At 48.4% G+C, this 17,166-nt stretch carries 17 protein-coding genes; 8 read left to right on the forward strand and 9 right to left on the reverse strand.

Features of this window, described 5'->3' with window-relative positions:
• From BLS58_RS07295 to BLS58_RS07310, 4 genes are all read right to left on the reverse strand, one after another.
• Nucleotides 1-220, reverse strand: a 220-nt coding sequence (locus BLS58_RS07295) for an IS110 family transposase (protein WP_176764657.1), incomplete at its 3' end; no start/stop codon positions are given.
• A 122-nt stretch (nucleotides 221-342) separates the two neighbouring features.
• Entirely contained in the window at nucleotides 343-1,347 is a 1,005-nt protein-coding gene (locus BLS58_RS07300; protein ID WP_245723095.1) for an AbrB family transcriptional regulator, read from the reverse strand.
• A 129-nt stretch (nucleotides 1,348-1,476) separates the two neighbouring features.
• Nucleotides 1,477-2,427, reverse strand: a complete 951-nt coding sequence (locus tag BLS58_RS07305; protein WP_090397879.1) for a ribose-phosphate diphosphokinase — start codon at nucleotides 2,425-2,427, stop codon at nucleotides 1,477-1,479.
• Between the two features lie 23 nt (nucleotides 2,428-2,450).
• Nucleotides 2,451-3,413, reverse strand: a complete 963-nt coding sequence (locus BLS58_RS07310; RefSeq protein ID WP_245723096.1) for a 2-hydroxyacid dehydrogenase — start codon at nucleotides 3,411-3,413, stop codon at nucleotides 2,451-2,453.
• 90 nt (nucleotides 3,414-3,503) lie between these two features.
• Here BLS58_RS07310 and BLS58_RS07315 point away from each other — a divergent pair, with 90 nt between their 5' ends.
• From BLS58_RS07315 to nhaC, 4 genes are all read left to right on the forward strand, one after another.
• Nucleotides 3,504-4,262: an SDR family oxidoreductase gene (locus BLS58_RS07315; protein ID WP_090397520.1), complete on the forward strand. Its 759-nt coding sequence runs from the start codon at nucleotides 3,504-3,506 to the stop codon at nucleotides 4,260-4,262.
• 64 nt (nucleotides 4,263-4,326) lie between these two features.
• Nucleotides 4,327-4,998, forward strand: a complete 672-nt coding sequence (locus BLS58_RS07320; protein ID WP_245723097.1) for a type 1 glutamine amidotransferase domain-containing protein — start codon at nucleotides 4,327-4,329, stop codon at nucleotides 4,996-4,998.
• A 103-nt stretch (nucleotides 4,999-5,101) separates the two neighbouring features.
• Nucleotides 5,102-5,695, forward strand: a complete 594-nt coding sequence (locus BLS58_RS07325; protein WP_090397522.1) for a hypothetical protein — start codon at nucleotides 5,102-5,104, stop codon at nucleotides 5,693-5,695.
• Between the two features lie 77 nt (nucleotides 5,696-5,772).
• Nucleotides 5,773-7,149: a Na+/H+ antiporter NhaC gene (nhaC, locus tag BLS58_RS07330; RefSeq protein ID WP_090397524.1), complete on the forward strand. Its 1,377-nt coding sequence runs from the start codon at nucleotides 5,773-5,775 to the stop codon at nucleotides 7,147-7,149.
• A 25-nt stretch (nucleotides 7,150-7,174) separates the two neighbouring features.
• On the opposite strand, the gene BLS58_RS07335 is transcribed toward nhaC, so the two are convergent.
• The 5 genes from BLS58_RS07335 to BLS58_RS07355 all read right to left on the reverse strand — a co-directional run bounded on the left by BLS58_RS07335 (nucleotide 7,175) and on the right by BLS58_RS07355 (nucleotide 13,517).
• The gene (locus tag BLS58_RS07335) at nucleotides 7,175-8,764 is read right to left on the reverse strand and encodes an acyl-CoA synthetase (RefSeq protein ID WP_090397526.1); all 1,590 of its coding nucleotides are present in this window, start codon (nucleotides 8,762-8,764) and stop codon (nucleotides 7,175-7,177) included.
• A gap of 316 nt (nucleotides 8,765-9,080) precedes the next feature.
• Nucleotides 9,081-10,454: a GntP family permease gene (locus tag BLS58_RS07340; RefSeq protein WP_090397528.1), complete on the reverse strand. Its 1,374-nt coding sequence runs from the start codon at nucleotides 10,452-10,454 to the stop codon at nucleotides 9,081-9,083.
• Between the two features lie 12 nt (nucleotides 10,455-10,466).
• Nucleotides 10,467-11,474: a 4-hydroxythreonine-4-phosphate dehydrogenase PdxA gene (pdxA, locus tag BLS58_RS07345; RefSeq protein WP_090397530.1), complete on the reverse strand. Its 1,008-nt coding sequence runs from the start codon at nucleotides 11,472-11,474 to the stop codon at nucleotides 10,467-10,469.
• The gene (locus BLS58_RS07350) at nucleotides 11,464-12,768 is read right to left on the reverse strand and encodes a four-carbon acid sugar kinase family protein (protein WP_090397532.1); all 1,305 of its coding nucleotides are present in this window, start codon (nucleotides 12,766-12,768) and stop codon (nucleotides 11,464-11,466) included. Before BLS58_RS07350 ends, pdxA begins: the two co-directional genes overlap by 11 nt.
• Nucleotides 12,765-13,517 (reverse strand): DeoR/GlpR family DNA-binding transcription regulator, encoded by a 753-nt coding sequence (locus tag BLS58_RS07355; protein WP_090397534.1) that lies wholly within the window; start codon nucleotides 13,515-13,517, stop codon nucleotides 12,765-12,767. Before BLS58_RS07355 ends, BLS58_RS07350 begins: the two co-directional genes overlap by 4 nt.
• Before the next feature lie 204 nt (nucleotides 13,518-13,721).
• Here BLS58_RS07355 and BLS58_RS07360 point away from each other — a divergent pair, with 204 nt between their 5' ends.
• The 4 genes from BLS58_RS07360 (at nucleotide 13,722) to BLS58_RS07375 (ending at nucleotide 17,163) form a co-directional block, all read left to right on the forward strand.
• Nucleotides 13,722-14,741 carry a hypothetical protein gene (locus BLS58_RS07360; protein WP_090397536.1) on the forward strand — a complete coding sequence of 340 codons (1,020 nt, stop codon included), beginning with the start codon at nucleotides 13,722-13,724 and terminating at the stop codon, nucleotides 14,739-14,741.
• 3 nt (nucleotides 14,742-14,744) lie between these two features.
• Complete coding sequence (locus BLS58_RS07365; protein WP_090397538.1) at nucleotides 14,745-15,662, forward strand: LysR family transcriptional regulator; 918 nt, start codon at nucleotides 14,745-14,747, stop codon at nucleotides 15,660-15,662.
• 68 nt (nucleotides 15,663-15,730) lie between these two features.
• Complete coding sequence (locus BLS58_RS07370; protein ID WP_176764658.1) at nucleotides 15,731-16,669, forward strand: TAXI family TRAP transporter solute-binding subunit; 939 nt, start codon at nucleotides 15,731-15,733, stop codon at nucleotides 16,667-16,669.
• An 8-nt stretch (nucleotides 16,670-16,677) separates the two neighbouring features.
• Nucleotides 16,678-17,163, forward strand: coding sequence for a DUF1850 domain-containing protein (locus BLS58_RS07375; protein ID WP_090397542.1), 486 nt, complete (start codon nucleotides 16,678-16,680; stop codon nucleotides 17,161-17,163).
• Nucleotides 17,164-17,166 lie beyond the last annotated feature (3 nt).

A 17,166-nucleotide genomic window follows, 5' to 3' on the forward strand; every position in this document is an offset into this window, starting at 1 on the left:
CCACCATGTGCGTTTTTTGATTGTTAGCCTGATGGTCTTCAGCCCATCTTAGAAACGTCTCAAAACCTTCAAGGTCGTTGGTGAAATTGATGCGTTTCCCAAACTCGAAACCGCGATCATCAATGGCACGAGCAACATGTTTGTTCTTAGCAATGTCGACGCCAATGATAAGTGTTTCCGGGGTGATTTGAGCGAGCTTTTCATTTTGTGTATAATTCATGATGAGTCCTCCTTGGTTCCCTAAATTCGAGATTCGATGATCATTCATCGTCTACTCCGCACTATACCAAGGAGGCTCTTTTGTGTTCAAAGCCCAAAATTTCACCTAACAGGAATGCTTTCTTAATCTCTCATCAACAACTTAAACAAAAATGGCAAGACGATAAATATGGACACGACGCGGATGATATGTAAGCTTGCGACAAGCGTCGGTTCAAGTTGCAGCGCCACGGCTGTTGAAGCCATTTCGGCCGCACCGGCCGGGACCGTACTTAAAAGGCTTGTCAAATAGGATAGGGGCGTTAACCAAAAAAACAAGACGGCAATCCCGAGACTGCTTAGTAGGTATAGACCCAGCACTTTCAAACTTGCTGCCCCAATCGATTTTAACCTCACGACAGTACTGCGCTCAAAACGGACGCCGACCATGGCGCCTATGAACCCTTGCCCTATTCCGGAGATATATGCCGGCACCTCGCCGATATTGACGACAAATTCACTACCCAGAAATCCAAGTGCAATAGAGAAGATCAAAATACCGCCCGGAAAAGAAATCAGGCGATTCAAAACGTAGGAACCTACAATAATGACGGCAAAAAAAGAGATCTGTAAACCTGTTGGAAGCAGTTGGGCTGTCGTTTGCACATCCATATTTCCTTCTCCATATATCATCCCTATTCCAAACGGAATAATAAGCACAAACATCGTAATTCGTGCGGTATGAAAAGAAGCAACGATACGTTGATCCGCGCCGTAATCACTGGAAATGGCAATGACTTCCGAAGCGCCTCCCGGTATCGTGCAAAAAAAGGCTGTGCGCCGATCCAAATTGGTCCAACGATCAAGCAGAATGCCCAGGAAAAGCCCGGTAAGTAACGTTAACACCAGCGTTATGAATAACGGCAGCAAATATTGGATTAACTGTTGAAATAGTTCCGGCTCCATCATAAGCCCGATATTGATACCTACCAGCGCCAAGGCCAGCTGAAAAGGCCACCCCGAAAAATCAAAGGCACGTATAAACAATCCATAAAATATACCTGCCAGTAAACCGCCAAGCAACCAACCGGCCGGAACGCCTATAGACGAAAAGGACGCCCCGATAAGCAAAGCTACGGCTAGAAACAAAAGCTTATAGAACCACATTATTATACACGGCTTTCTTCATTTTCTGGACCCCCACGCGCGAACCCAAATAGGGGGTATTTGTTGACAGTACGCGGAAAAACCGAGGGCACTGTGTATGCCCTCGGTTTTTTACTCAAACAACGAACTCACTGACACCTCGTTATGCACCCGGTGAATCGCTTCTGCTACTAATGGCGCGACTGACAGCGTCGTGATCTTATCGATCATTTTCTCCTCCGGAAGCTCGATCGTGTTGGTCACGACGAGCTCCCGGATCGGCGAGCCGTCGATGCGGCTGATCGCAGGGCCGGAGAGGACCGGGTGCGTGCAGCAGGCGTAGACGGCGTTGGCGCCATTTTCGATCAAGGCGTTGGCGGCGGATGTGATCGTGCCCGCGGTATCGATAAGGTCGTCGATGATAATCGCGTTTTTGCCTTCGAATTCGCCGACGATGTTCATGACTTCGGCGACGTTCGGGCGGGGGCGGCGTTTATCGATGAAGGCAATGGGAGCGTTCATTTCGTCGGCCATTTTGCGGGCGCGAACGACCCCGCCGTTATCGGGGGCGACGACGACAACATCTTCCAGTTGTTTTTCCTTAAAATACCCGGCAACGATGGGCACGCCTTGTAGCTGGTCCACGGGAATATCGAAGAAACCCTGGACTTGCGAGGCGTGCAAGTCCATCGCGATCACGCGCGTCGCCCCAGCGGTTTCCAACAGATTGGCGATCAACTTTGCGGTAATCGGTTCCCGCGAGCGTGCCTTGCGGTCTTGGCGTGCGTAGCCGTAGTACGGGATCACAACATTGATTTTTTTCGCTGACGCGCGTTTTAAAGCGTCAAGCATGATCAATAACTCCATGATATGCTCAGAGCCGGGTTGCGACGTGGATTGGATGACATACACTTCACAGCCGCGGACGCTTTCTTCGATGTCCACTTGAATTTCCCCGTCGCTGAACCTTTTCACGGAGCTTTTTCCGAGTTCGCAGCCAAGGTGTCGGACCACCTCGTTAGTGAGGGCAGGATTGGCATCTAATGTAAAAATCCGAAATGCATCGTTTAAATGATAGCTCATCGTATTCTCGCCAACTTTCATTATCAATGATTAACCGCGGTCACGGCTTCTTTTCCGTCAAGGACCGCGATAAGATTATCGACGGCCAAATGGGCCATGGCAAGTCTCGTCTTTACCGTCGCGCTGCCAATGTGCGGCAATGCCGTTACATTCGATAGCGTTAAAAGCGGATGATCGGCTGGGAGAGGCTCCTGTTCGTATACATCGAGCCCGGCGCCCCAAATCTCATTATTGGCGAGCGCGTGGTAGAGAGCATCCTCATCGACGATCCCTCCCCGGGAAGCATTAATCAAAATGGCACGCTTCTTCATTAAAGCAAGTTCCCGTTGTCCGATCAAGTGATGACTTTCTGAACTATAGGGCAAAAGCAGCATGACGAAGTCGGATTTCTGCAATAACGTATCCTGTTCTTCGTAATGAATACCCAACGCTGACTCTTTCTCCGGTTTTCTCGTCCGGCTGTGGTACAACACATTCATTTTAAAACCGTGAGTTCGCTGCACGACGGCTTCCCCTATTCTACCGAGGCCAATAATACCGAGTGTGGCGCCGAACACGTCCTGCCCCGTAAACTGCAGCGGCGACCAAGCTCCCCATTCCCCTTTGCGAAGAATATCCGACGTTTCCGGTAAGCGCCGCGCCGAAGCCATGAGTAACGCGAACGCAAGGTCAGCGGTCGTTTCCGTAAGTACATCAGGCGTATTCGTGACGGTGATGCCTCTGGCGGTCGCGGCTTCGACATCGATATTGTTATGTCCGACAGCCATGTTTGCAACAACCTGCAATTTTTCCCCTGCCTCTAACACTTCTTCATCCATCTGTTCCGTAATCATGCAAAAAACACCGTCGACATCCTTGATTTCTTCCAGCAACGTCTCCCGGGGGACCGGTTCGTCCTCGTATTCCCACGAGCGCACATCGAAGTGCTCGGACAATCGGCTCTCCACTTCTTCCGGGAGCTTCCGGGTCACATAAATTTTCGCCAATAATCTCCCTCCCATGACATTTCTATTTTTAATTATAGCACTCATCTGCCAACGGTTTCATGTTATGCTATATTTTAAGGAGGCGTTTATATGAAATTAAATAACAAAGTTGCCGTCGTTACCGGTGCAGGATCGGGAATGGGACGAGCCATTGCGGAGAGATTTGCCAGCGAAGGGGCAAAAGTCGTCGTCTCGGACATGAATATGGAAACAGCTGAAGAAACGGTTACAAGTATCGTTTCCGCAGATGGCATAGCCATCCCCGTCAAAGCGGATATTACCGAGGAATCAGACGTGGAAAGAATGATCATTGCAGCGATCGAACATTACGGTTCTCTCGATATTCTCGTCAACAACGCGGGCATGATGGACAACATGATGCCCGCCGGTGAAATAACCGATGACCTTTGGAATAAGGTTCTCGATGTCAATGTAACCGGTATGATGCGTACGACCCGAAAAGCCCTGCCGATTTTTCTGGAAAAGAAAGCAGGTGTGATCATCAACACGGCATCTTCCGCCAGCCTTCGGGGCTCCCGCGCCGGTTTGGCATACACCGCCTCGAAACACGCCGTCGCGGGCATGACGAAGAACGTAGGTTTCCAATATGCAGAGGAAGGTATCCGTTGTAACGCCATCGCTCCCGGCGGGGTGGAGACGAACATCGGTACGACGATGAGCGAACCGAATGCATTCGGCCTTGAGCGGGCGATGTCGGCTACAGATAACAATCCGCGTACCGGCAAGCCCGAGGAAGTCGCAAGCATCGCGCTTTTCCTTGCTTCCGAAGATGCCAGTTTCGTGAATGGCGATATCATTACGGCTGACGCCGGATTGTTGGCATACTGACGTTTAACATTCACTTCTCCGGGGAATATCTTCTCACGAAACCATACGCAAGGAGCGATCCATTTTGACTGATAATAAAAGAATCCTTATGGTCGTGACGAACGGCCAGGAAATGAGCAACGGACATTATGCCGGTATTTGGTTATCGGAATTCGCCGAGCCATATGAAGAATTGCGGGCCAACGGTTATGAAGTCAGCGTCGTCAGCCCGGAGGGCGGCGAATCCCGCATCGATAACAACAGCCTGGAAGATGGCGAAATTCCTGCCGGCTGGAGAGAAATTGCCGACCTATTGCGAAACACGGAAGCGATCGACACCGTCAATGCCGAGGATTATGACGGGATATTCTTGCCTGGCGGACATGGCACGATGTTTGATTTTCCCGAGAATGCCAAACTTCGTTCCCTGCTGGGTAATTTTGCGGAAGACGGCAAATCGATCGGCGCCGTTTGCCACGGACCCGCCGGTTTTGTCGGCGCCACCCTCAATGACGGCACGCCAATCGTGAAGGATAAAACGATCACAGCCTTTACTGATTCTGAAGAACGGGGCGTCCAACTGGAAAACGAAGTCCCTTTCATGTTGGAAAGTAAATTGCGTGAACTGGGCGCTTCTTTCGTGGCCGCAGACGACTGGGCGGAAAACACCCAGGCCGACGGCAAGCTCGTCACCGGCCAAAACCCGCAATCTTCCGTGAGTGTCGCGCGGCAACTGGTAAACACATTAGAAGGTTAAGTCCCGGGCATGTATTCTATTGAATACATGCTTTTTATGTTTACTCGGATGCCCTCAAGGGAAAAATAAACCAGACATTTGCACGACATTGGGGGTATGCCGGATGTTCGACTTATTTGACCTCCTGCGATTGTTGGTATCGGCCTTTTTTATTTTACCCATCGTTTCCGTGATCCGCGAAACGGGGTACTTTTTTGTGGCCACCCTTTTGGGCGCAACGAATAAACATATCACAATCGGTGCCGGGCCTGTTCTATTTTATCTTCCTTCCATAGAAGTTCGTTGGTATTTTTTCATGACCAGCTGGATCAGTTATGATGAAATCCGGCCGGATCACAAGTTTTGGCACATTTTGATCTATGCTTCTCCCATGATTAGCAATATTATTGTTGCTTTGATTGTCAATTCATTGCTCGGTGCCGAGGTTTTAGGCGGAGAAATCTTTTGGAATACGTTTTTATTTTATACCTTTTATTTCGTTCTTTTTGACGCCTTGCCGGTCTATCAACCCAATGGAGAACCGACGAACGGGCGGGCGATTTATGATGTGATCCGCCATAACCATTGGCATACATCAGAACGTAGGTATGACGACCCAGAGCACCCCGCCGCCCGGACGAAAGAGCAGGAAGAGACGATCAAAAACAGTGAAAAGGATATGAAACAACGGGAAGGTTCTCGGGACAGGAATCAATGATAAGGGGTTGATTCTTAGCTTCATGTCGCTTACAATCGCCCCTTTAATGGTTTAAAGTAATTGAGGAGGAGCATACGTTGGAAAATAAGGCAACCTTGAAAGGCTCGCTGTTCGTTTTATTGATCGTGATCGCAATTCTCGCTATAAGTATTCTGTATTATGAAGCCCCTCCCCATATCCCGATTCTCATCAGCGCAGTCGTCGTTACCGTTTACGGCTTTATTCTTGGATATCGCTGGGACGATATGGAAAAAGGCATTGTAAGCGGGGTCGCGAAGGGAATCGCGCCTATTCTTATTCTCAGTTTAATCGGAATGCTCATCGGCGTCTGGGTATTGAACGGCACCGTGCAGACGATAACCTATTACGGTCTGCAACTTCTCTCCCCTTCCACTTTTCTCGTCTCTTCTGTCGTCATCACAGCGATCGTGGCGATCATGACCGGGAGTTCATTAAGCGCGATGGGGACGATCGGGGTCTCGCTCATGGGAGTCGCTTACGGTATGGATGTGGCACCGGCGATGGCCGCGGGGGCGATTGTAAGCGGGGCGATCTTCGGCGACAAACTCTCGCCCCTCTCGGATACGACGAACCTCGCTGCGGCTACGGCAAAAACCGATATTTTTGAGCATATTCGCCATATGCTATGGACGACCATTCCGGCGCTCATCATCTCTTTAGTCATTTTTGGCATTATCGGGCTTGTGACCACGCAGGGGACTGCTGACACGGGACAGATCAATGACATGATGCAAGTGTTGCAATCCGAATTTGCCATCAGCATCATTACGCTTTTATCGCCCCTGCTCATTATTATTTTGGCCGTGAGGAGGTTTAGACCGATCCCTTCCTTGGCTCTGGGACTTGTCGTCGCTGCCTTAACGACCTTTGTGACAGCCCCTGGGGCTACACCCGGCGATATTATGGGAGCAGCCTACACCGGTTACACCGCCCAAACCGGCTTTGAAGCCATTGACGATCTTCTGTCCTTAGGCGGTCTGGAAGACATGTTTTTCGGTATATCCCTCATTATTATCGCCCTCGCTTTCGGCGGGATCATCCAGGGGATCGGCATGACCGCAGCCTTGATTAATGGATTGCAGGCATTACTCAGGAGCCGCGGCAATACGATTGCTTCCACGTTGGCCTCTTGTTTTGGCGTCAACGTCGTTACCGGGGAACAATATCTGTCGATTATTCTGCCCGGCCAGATGTATGAAGACGCGTACAAAAACCATAACCTTCATCCGAAAAACTTAAGCCGGACGATCGAAGACGGCGGCACTATATTGCACCCCCTGATCCCGTGGGGCGTTATCGGCGCCTTCGTCATGACAACATTGAACGTGGGGATGGACTATGTATTCTTCGTGTTTCTTAGCTTAGTGACGCCGTTTATCGCGCTCTTTTATGCGTATACCGGGTGGACGCTTAGGAAAATGGATGAAGAATAGGCAACCGCTCACAGCGGTTGCCTATTCATTTGTTTTCATACCGATCGCGGAGCGTGCGTTTGAGTATTTTTCCACTTGGATTTTTTGGAAGCTCTTCTATTAAATCAACGTACTTGGGCACCTTGAATTTGGATAGATGGCCTCTGCAAAATTCCAGGATGTGCTCATTTGTTAGCGTTTCACCTGCTTTTGGCACGACGATCGCCGTCACCGCTTCGATCCAATACGGATCGGGGGTGCTGATCACGGCTACCTCTGACACGCCATCCAATTGATAGATCGTCTCCTCTACTTCTCTACTTGAAACGTTCACGCCACCGGTGTTGATCATATCTTTTTTACGGTCAATGATCGTCATATACCCTTCCTCGTCCATGACGCCCAGGTCGCCACTGTGGAACCAGCCATTTCGAAACACTTCAGCCGTTTGGCCGGGATCATGAAGATACCCTGTCATCGCATGTGGGGAGCGATGGACGATTTCACCGACTTCCCCAGGGGATACTTCTACATCATGGTCATCGACGATTTTCGTCTGTACATTGAGAGCGGGAACACCGGCTGAACCAAGCTTGCGTAATTGATCTTCGGGCTGTAGAGCCGTAGCGAGGGGAGCCACTTCCGTTTGACCATAAAAATTCCAGAACTGGGCATTAGGCAATCGTTCCGCAAGTTCTTTTAAAACTTCCCGAGGCATAATGGCCGCTCCGTAATAGCATTTTTCCAATGTGGACAAATCACGTTTGTCGAAATCAGGATGGCGGAGCATTGAAATCCAGACTGTTGGCGGGCAAAACAGCTGTGTAGCCTTGTTTTTCTCAATCGTTTCCAAAATAAGTTCAGGACTGGCCGCACCGAGGATAATCCCGCCGGAGCCGACATATATGGCGGGACCGAGAAAAACATGAAGCTGGGCGCTATGGTAGAAGGGCATCGCGTGAATCGCGATATCTCGACTTTCCATGTTCCCGTCAATGATGCAGCTCACATACTCACTAATAATACTTTTATGGGAGAGCATGACCCCTTTTGGTTTTGACTCGGTGCCACTCGTATAAAGCACTTGGGCAAGGTCATCGTTGTCAATCTCTGCATCGATGAATGCTTTGGACTGGGTGCTGCGCGCTTCTTGCAGCGTTGCCCAGGGTTGCAGGCGTTCATCTGAAGTCGCGGAAGTATCCATCAAATAACGATGCTTGATGTCCAGGCTGTCTGCCGACTGATCCAGCACGGGGGCAAATTCTTCAGATGCAATGAAGCCACTCACTTCGGCGTGCTCCAAAATATACTGCACATCCTCGCCGGAGAGCATATAATTGATGGGGATCATCACCGCACCGATGCGGGCTAAGGCAAACTCAGCCACGACAAAATCAAGGCTGTTTCTGGACATGAGTCCGATCATATCACTTTTTTGCATACCGTCTGCCACAAAGGCACGGGCGGTTTGATTGACGAAATCATCCAGTTCGGCATAGGTTAGTTGTTGTTCATTGTAAGCGATTGCAAATTTATTCGGGAAACGCTCCCTCGTTCTCGCCAACAAATCCCCGAGCGTTTGCCGTCTTGCCCGTTGTAACGTCTTGTTTAGTTGGTTGCTTGTTTCCGTTCTCACGTCCTCACCTCTCCATCATTTGATACTATTAGTTTAATTCAGAAAATAGATAGATTCAACGATGATCGTGAAATTTGTGTATAGAGCATTCATTCGGACAAAATAGAGGGCTGAACTGCAAAAATTGTCCATATGGGAGCCTCATACGGACAAAACCGGGATCAATCGACCAAGCATTGTCCGAAAGAGGCGTTCATATGGACAAAACGAGTGCGCAAGCGGTAAAAATTGTCCGAAAAAGCGTCCAGTGTCCGAACTGGCAAACGCTACTAGAGCTCAATATAAATTTTCCCCATGGCTGATAAAATCGCTGGCCTTATCCAAATAACGCGTTTAGGAGCAGTAACAACGGCAACGCGACACCCCATGCAATCGTCGTCGGGATCGACCATACGAGCAGCTGTTCCTTGACATTCTTGATGCCAAGCATACGGTTAACGACCCAGAACATGCTGTCATTAAAGTAGGAAAAGACCATTGAGCCCACAGTGGCTGCCAACGCTGCAAAGACCATGCTGACATCCATTGTTGCGACAATGGGTGCTGAAATCGATGCACCGGTAATCATAGCAACGGTCCCACTACCCTGGATCAGTCGTACCGCGGTAGCAATGAGGAACGGGATCATAATAACAGGGAGGCCGGTTTGGGCAATTTGTTCCCCGATCATTTCCCCTGTGCCGCTTTCTTCCAATACAGAACCGAGCGCGCCACCTGCACCGGTCACGAGTAAAATAATACCCGCGTTTTTGATTCCCTCTTCCATCCGCTCAATAGCCTCCGCTTGACGAACATTGTGAAAAAGTCCATAGATGGCAATAATTAAACCAATCGCAACAGCAATGACCGGATCTCCAAAAAATGTGATATATTCAACCGCTAATCCTTCAGCGCCGGTTGCTGCTATCGACGTGTTCATAAAAATTAAGATTATCGGAATGAGAATAGGCGCAGTGGAAATGAACAATCCGGGTAGGTTCTTTTGTTCTTGCATTTCGTAGTAATCGTCAAGACTTTCAATTGGTTTTTCCGGCCGAACATAATCCAGCCCATCTTCAGTCGGCAATTGATAGATTTTCTTGCCCAGCCATTTTCCGTAAAAGACACCAGCAACAACGACAGGAATCCCGAGGATTAATCCCCAGAGCATCATCATTCCAACGTCAATTCCATAGATTCCGGCTACACCTAGCGGCCCGGGTGTTGGAGGCACCATATGGTGGGTGGCGGTTAACCCAATCCCAAGGGCAATACCGAGAGATACAACGGATTTACCGGTCCTTGTTGACAACGCTTTCACAATTGGCATTAAGATCACATAGGCAGAATCGACGAAAATGGGAATCGAGACGAAATATCCCGCTACAGCCATCGCCCATTCTTCTTTCTTTTTGCCCAACCACTTGATGAACGTGTAGGCGATTCGCTCTGCTGCACCCGACACTTCAAGCACACGTCCCATCATCACACCGAGGCCGATGACAATACCAATGGTCCCTAAAGTGCTGCCAAAACCTTCTGAAATCGTTTCGATGACTGTGGAGGGAGCCATCCCTCCAACAATTCCGGTTACCGATGCTGCAATGAGCAACGCTACAAAGGCATGAATTTTCGTTTTCAACACTAAAACGATGAGTAGAAAAACGGCGAGTATTAATGCAAAAATCATCTGCGCTCCCTGAGCTTCCATATACTTTCCTCCTTAAATGTTTGTGAAATACTTAGCGTACTTGGCCGATACTTTTAAGCATTCTTCCATACTGACAGCGCTGGCCTCACCGGTACCTGCAATATCAAAGGCGGTCCCGTGATCGACAGATGTGCGAAGAAAAGGCAATCCATTTGTAATCGAAATCGTACGCTCAAAGTCGGTCATCTTCGCCGCAATGTGGCCTTGATCATGGTATAAGGAAAGCACGGCATCATATTTTCCCTGTAACGCTTGATGAAAGACCGAATCTGCCGGAACAGGTCCTACCGCTTCAAGTCCGTCTGCTCGTGCTCGTTCAATCCCCGGCGTAATTTCATTGACTTCTTCCATGCCGAAAAGTCCATTCTCCCCGCTGTGAGGATTCAAACCGGCAACAGCTATCTTGCGTGAGTCAACACCGAGTTGCTGTAAAGCCTGGTCACAGCGAAGAAGATAATCGTGGACCCGATCTGCTGTCATCTGTGCAATGGCTTCCTTTAGCGAGAGATGTCTGGTCAGGAAAAAGATTCTTGAGGAATGAACCTCAAACATCGTTAATGGATCATTCGTGTCCGTCATATCAGCAAGCATTTCCGTGTGACCGATATGCGGAACGGCTGCTGCCTGCAATGATTCCTTATTAATCGGGGCGGTGGCGATGACATTGACTTGGCCTTCATTTGCCAATTCCACCGCCTTCTGAATATACGCGTAAGCGGCTTGACCACATTGCGCTTGCACTTCGCCATACCGTAGCGCGGAAGTGTCTACGTTTTCCAGATTCAATACATCGATTTGCCCATATTCAAATTGAGCTTCATTTGGGTGATGGATAGGACGGAGTTTTAGATCAGATTCTGTCATTTCAATCGCTTTCTCAAGAATATCGCTCTCACCAATCACAAAGATATTCCCCAACGCTTGAATGTCTCGATTGGCCATTGCCTTTACAACAATTTCGGGGCCGATCCCTGCCGGATCCCCCATTGTTGTTGCAATGATTGCTTTATTATCGCGCATAGCCGTCTCCTTCTTTCTTCTTTAATTCTTTTTGTAAATAACGTACAGAATCGTAGAGGGCCCGCTCATCACCGGCCAACCCTCCTTTGGTCACCATCGGCAAACGGTCGAATTGACCACCACTCAACTGACCGTAAGCCAGCAGCGGTTGAATTTCTTCGATCAGCTCAATCCCTTGAGCTTTAGCTGAGGCACAAATAGCTGCAAGCACTTCACCTCCACTTGAAAATAAACCCACATTCTTACTGCATAGATCTCTGTCCATCATATTTATGAAAATTTCTCCCAATCCATCCGTAATGCGATTACCCAGTTCACTTATTTTCCTCCCTTCTTTTTGTGATAGATCACTCAAATCGATCGATAATTGTTCCGGATGAGAAGTGGTTATGATGACGATATTCGTATGCCGAAATTGGTCGAGTGCCTCCCTTGACACTCGTTCGATTTCCTCTTCCCAGTGGTCACTGAAGCTTGCCAACTTCTCCGTATCCGTAAAGACCTTACGGACATCCGTCATCGTTGTTAGGTAGTCGAGCTGATTGTTCGTATGATTTGTCGTGCTACCCACAATCAAGAGAACCGGGTTGTTTTGACTCTCTTTTTGACTTTTCGCTTGTACATAATGTGAAGTGAGTGGCCCGGGATCTACCGGGATCAAAGAATGACTTTGAATAGAAGCCATTGCGTTCGCAATCGTCTCAATATCGTGATTGCTGATGGCATCGCAACAAATCATACGCGCACCGTCGTCGATTTTTTGCTGTAAAAGCGTTTGCAAATCACCGTTTATTTCATTTAGTGACATCGAGGTCGTTGCATGTTGACTTTGCATTTCCAACAGATTGCATACGTTGGAGTGTCGAATGGGCTTCACCGGGTCCTTTGCTACCTCTGTTTTTTCCAGGGGAATATCATCCACAAACAGGTTGCCGCCAGACACCGTTCGTTTTGAATCAGGAAAAGCGGGAACGATGATCGCTACGGAATCCTTGATAGCCGCAAGAATCGTATCCACCTCGGCACCGACATTTCCACGAAATGTGCTGTCGATACGTTTAGTAATGAGCTCTGCTCCCCACCCGCTAAAATAAGAGAAGGAATCCTTTACTTTTGTTGCAGCTTCAGCGGGGTGCAAATAGCGACTGTCCGTATTGAGGATGAGCGTATTATATCTGTCATCAGGAAAAATCCCCTGATTGAGGACCGTGAGCGTGCGTCGCCCCTGCTTTGTTAGTTTTACCCCCGTCGCGTTCGAACCGGTCAGGTCATCCGCAATCACGCCTACTTTCATGTATCTCCCTCCACCTTGGCGACGACTACATTGTCGTGTAGATGTCTGAGCTGCATTTGTTCATCAGTGATCAAGCCTTTTAATTCCTCAAGATGACATACGTGGGCAAACGTTTTATAGCCAAATTTGCTGTGATCGGCAAGCAGCCACGTTTCATTGGAGACGCCCATCATCAGCTGCTTTATTTTTGCTTTTTCAATGGACGGGGCTCTTACCTCGCCTTCGGAATCCACCGAATGGGCACCAAGAAAGCACTGATCTACATGAATGGATTGAAGAAGATTTTGCGTGTGAGTACCAAACATGGTTCCTACTTCATGCTGCAGCTCGCCTCCGGTCACAATCACTTCAATCGGGGCATGGATAAGTTCGGCCGCGATCAGAACATCATTCGTGACGATCCTTAACCCTTTCCGTTCCTTTAAGAAACGGGCGAGCTCCAGTGTCGTCGTTCCGGAATCCAAAATAAGGCTCGAGTGGTCTGTAACAGACGAAGCCGCAGCCCTGGCAATCGCTTTTTTTTCAGCTTTATTGGCACTTTCCTTCAATTGATAGGCGGTTTCCGGCCTCCATTGCGGAGCAGCGACCGCACCTCCATGAGTACGAATAATTTTTCCCTCTTCTTCTAACGAGTTCAAGTCTCTGCGAACAGTCATCGTCGAAACCTGGAAGCGAGCGGATAAATCCGTAATATCAACTTTATCGTGTTTCTGAACCCATTGAACAATATGTTCTTTTCGATCATTCATATGAAAATATGCTCCATATAATGTTTATTTCAAACATTTATTTTCTTTATTTTGTTTCAAATGAACAGTAATGTCAATACCTTGTCCTGCTATTATTATAAATTTATAACCACAACCTATAAAAAAATAAACATTTATTATTTATAAACATTACTAATATATGATACCGTATTCATAACAACGACAAGGCAGGTGGGATGATTCATGGCTAGTGAAACCATTGCGCTTATTCCCTATGGTCTAGGTCCCATAGGTAAGGAAATTTTAAAGAAAGGAGGCAAAGATGAAGCATTTAATGTCATCGGCGGGGTGGATATTGATCCGGAGTTAGTCGGCGAATCACTGGGAAACGATGCGTTTGTTGTTTCCGATGTCTCCGAGCTTTCCGGCAAGGCGAAGCCTTACGCTCAAAAAATTGCCTTTCATGCAACCGGTTCCAAACTTCCTTCGGTTTGGCCACAAATCAGGCAACTCCTCGATTATGGCTATCATGTCGTGACGACGTGTGAAGAAATGCTCTATCCGTGGGTCCGTTACCCGGAATTAAGTGGTGAAATCGACCACTACGCGAAGAGCAAAGGGCTTTCGGTCATCGGAACCGGCATTAATCCCGGGTTTGTCATGGACAGTCTCCCGTTAATGGCCACGGCTGTGACCGATCAAATTCAGTCTGTAAATGCCATTCGCCAAGCCAATGTCGGCGAACGCCGCGTGCCGTTACAGAAAAAAGTCGGGATCGGAAAAAGCGAGGATGAGTTCAGACAACTCGCGAAAGAGGGCAAGATCGGGCATGTAGGCTTGGAGGAAACGGTTCGCCTCGTTGCGGCCGGGTTGAATGTCCACATTGAACAGTTGCAAACGTCGCTGGAACCAACGTTTGCCGACCGAGATTATGAACTATCCTGGCTCACTCTTAAAAGTGGTGAAGTGAGCGGACAATCCCAGCAAGCAAAAGCGACCACTTCGGAAAATGTCACGATTGAGATGAAGCTGACGATGGCTTTAGGGGTAGAATCGAAAGATGAAATTATGGTACGGGGCACGGACCCGGTCCATCTCATCATTCCCAACGGTATTTTCGGCGATACCGCGACCGCTTCCATGATTATCAATACCGGCAAACGCATCGTCACCCAACAAAAACCCGGATTATTAACGATGCTTGAAGCCGGGCTGCCTTTTCACAGCGTACAGCCGCTGCAAACACATAAAGAGCAGGTATAAAACATGAACCTTCTGTCGTACCGATATTTTCTGGAAGTGGCCGAGACGCTTAATTTCAGCGAAGCCTCTAAACGCTTGCATGTGAGTCAACCCGGGCTGAGCCAACAGATCTCCGCGTTGGAAAAAGAAATCGGCTTTAAGTTGCTGAAAAGAACGACGCGACAAGTCTCTCTCACCGAAGAGGGCGCTTATCTTTACGAGCATTTACATGCTTCTTTTCACAGAATCGAAACGATCATCGAAGATGTCGTTCAAAACAAGCAAATCCCACAAAAGAGCATGCGTATCTCTTCCGTACCGTCAGCCGCGAGCATTTGGCTACCGGAACTACTGGAAAAGATGCAAGCCAAGCTTAATCCGGTTGAACTGTACATTGAAGAAACGACGTCAAAACAGGCAATCCACGCGGTGAAACAGCAACAAAGTCATCTCGCTTTTATTCGTACACCTGCGGATATGAGTGAGCTGCGGGACTTGGACATCGCCACCCTGGAATTCAGCCAACATCCCTTACTGGTCGTTTTGTCCAAGAATCATTCGTTGGCCAACGAAAGTGCCATTCATCTGGAAGAGCTGAAAGACGAACCTTTTATTCATTATCATCCCAAAAATTCCCCCTCCCTTTACTATCTGTTGGAGAGGGCCTGTCTTGAAGCCGGCTTTGTTCCCAACACTCTGTGCGTGGGACCAGAGTTGATGACCATCGAAAATTTAATTGGGCATGAAATCGGTGTCTCCTTAATGCCTGCCGATATGGCCGGCGTATTGCACGGAGAGCTCGTCACTGCCCTGCCCATCGCCGGTGAGGATTACATGAGTTCCATATCGCTGATCTGGGAGGAAACGCCGTACACACCTTTTATTACCAAAGAGTTAATACAACTGGCAAAAGAAGAATTTTCATCTTTCATTAATCAATAGGACTTTTTTGACAGGTTGTATTGTATAATCATAGAGAAACGATTATTATTTTTATGGAGGTCTTATTCATGAAAAAAATGTTAGCAAAGACGCTGGCCGTCGGTTCAGCCGCCGTGCTGCTGACAGCTTGCGGAGATTTTGAAGAGGAGCTTGAGATTTTAACGGGCGGCGAACAAGGCGCTTATTATCCATTGGGCGGTCAACTCGCTACACTTATTAATGAAGACATCGAGGAATATGACGCGTCCCATTTTGCCACGAGCGCTTCGGTCGTAAACCTCAACGATATTGCTGATGATGCGGGTGATCTGGCTTTAACGCAAAATGATACCGCTTACTACGCGGTTAACGGGGAAGTTGATTTCGAAGAACCGTTGGAAGGTTTCGGCGGCATGGCTACCCTCTACCCGGAAGTCATCCAGATTGTAGCCACTGAAGCATCCGGCATTGAAACCGTGGATGATCTGGAAGGCATGAGCGTCGCCGTTGGGGATGCAGGTTCAGGTACGGAAGTGGTTACCAATCAAATTCTCGAAGCGCACGGCATTACGTATGACGACATTACCGTTGAATACCAGGACTTTGAAAACGCTGCCGATGGCTTGCAAGATGAGAACATCGACGCCGCGTTGATCGTTGCAGGAACACCGACGGGCGCGATTGAAGCGTTGTCGGCCCAACAGGATATTACGATGGTTGACGTCGACGAAGAGGTAGCCAACGACCTGATTGACGAATATCCGTACTATACCGAGCATGAGATTGAAGAAGGTTTGTATGAGGAGGAACACGAAGCTGTGAATACACTGGCTGTGCAAGCTATGCTCGTCGCCCATGACGAATTGGATGATGAGATCGTTTACGAGGTCATGGAAACAATCTTTGATAACACGGATAGCTTCGAGAACGCCCATGAGTCTGGCAGCTATATTGAACTCGAAACCGCCCAGGAAGGCATGCCGATTGATCTGCATCCCGGCGCGGAACAATTCTTTGACGATCAATAGGTGAGATCATGAGGAACATCCCGGGATTTTTGCAAGGGAGATGGGGAGTTTTTCTCCTCTTCCTTGCCATCCTTCTTTTGTTGGCCGTCTTTTGGGAACAAACGCCGAAGTTACAAGTGGTAGCTACCGAGTCCGATGACGTTTTATTCGAAGAAGAAATTGAGCCGGGAGATACGTTTTTTCATGAATATATTCATTCGGTGATGAAAACGCCGATCCGGGAGGTTTTTGAGATCAATGATGATTTCGAAGTCGTCCCGAAAGAAACGTGGACCCAGGCCTTCGGTGCCGGTATTCCCTATGAAGCCAACGAGCCGATCCGTCAAGAAAATGGCTTTTACGTTATTCCTGATGACGGGAGAGTCGTTGAAGAGTTACGACTTATCCCATCCAATCTTTACACACACACCTTTCAATTTAAAAATGAAACCCTCGATTTATCGGACATGGAGGAAGATGACCGCCGCATCATGATCCACGTGCAAGGAGGATAGCGC

Source organism: Natribacillus halophilus (assembly GCF_900100185.1).
Classification (GTDB): Bacteria; Bacillota; Bacilli; order Bacillales; family Marinococcaceae; genus Natribacillus; species Natribacillus halophilus.

Excerpts from the sequence above, each read along its gene's own strand:
- BLS58_RS07305 (WP_090397879.1), bottom strand. The coding sequence starts at position 2,427 with ATGAGCTATCATTTAAACGATGCATTTCGGATTTTTACATTAGATGCC.
- BLS58_RS07315 (WP_090397520.1), top strand. The coding sequence starts at position 3,504 with ATGAAATTAAATAACAAAGTTGCCGTCGTTACCGGTGCAGGATCGGGA.
- BLS58_RS07325 (WP_090397522.1), top strand. The coding sequence starts at position 5,102 with ATGTTCGACTTATTTGACCTCCTGCGATTGTTGGTATCGGCCTTTTTT.
- BLS58_RS07340 (WP_090397528.1), bottom strand. The coding sequence starts at position 10,454 with ATGGAAGCTCAGGGAGCGCAGATGATTTTTGCATTAATACTCGCCGTT.
- pdxA (WP_090397530.1), bottom strand. The coding sequence starts at position 11,474 with ATGCGCGATAATAAAGCAATCATTGCAACAACAATGGGGGATCCGGCA.
- BLS58_RS07350 (WP_090397532.1), bottom strand. The coding sequence starts at position 12,768 with ATGAAAGTAGGCGTGATTGCGGATGACCTGACCGGTTCGAACGCGACG.
- BLS58_RS07355 (WP_090397534.1), bottom strand. The coding sequence starts at position 13,517 with ATGAATGATCGAAAAGAACATATTGTTCAATGGGTTCAGAAACACGAT.
- BLS58_RS07360 (WP_090397536.1), top strand. The coding sequence starts at position 13,722 with ATGGCTAGTGAAACCATTGCGCTTATTCCCTATGGTCTAGGTCCCATA.
- BLS58_RS07365 (WP_090397538.1), top strand. The coding sequence starts at position 14,745 with ATGAACCTTCTGTCGTACCGATATTTTCTGGAAGTGGCCGAGACGCTT.
- BLS58_RS07370 (WP_176764658.1), top strand. The coding sequence starts at position 15,731 with ATGAAAAAAATGTTAGCAAAGACGCTGGCCGTCGGTTCAGCCGCCGTG.
- BLS58_RS07375 (WP_090397542.1), top strand. The coding sequence starts at position 16,678 with ATGAGGAACATCCCGGGATTTTTGCAAGGGAGATGGGGAGTTTTTCTC.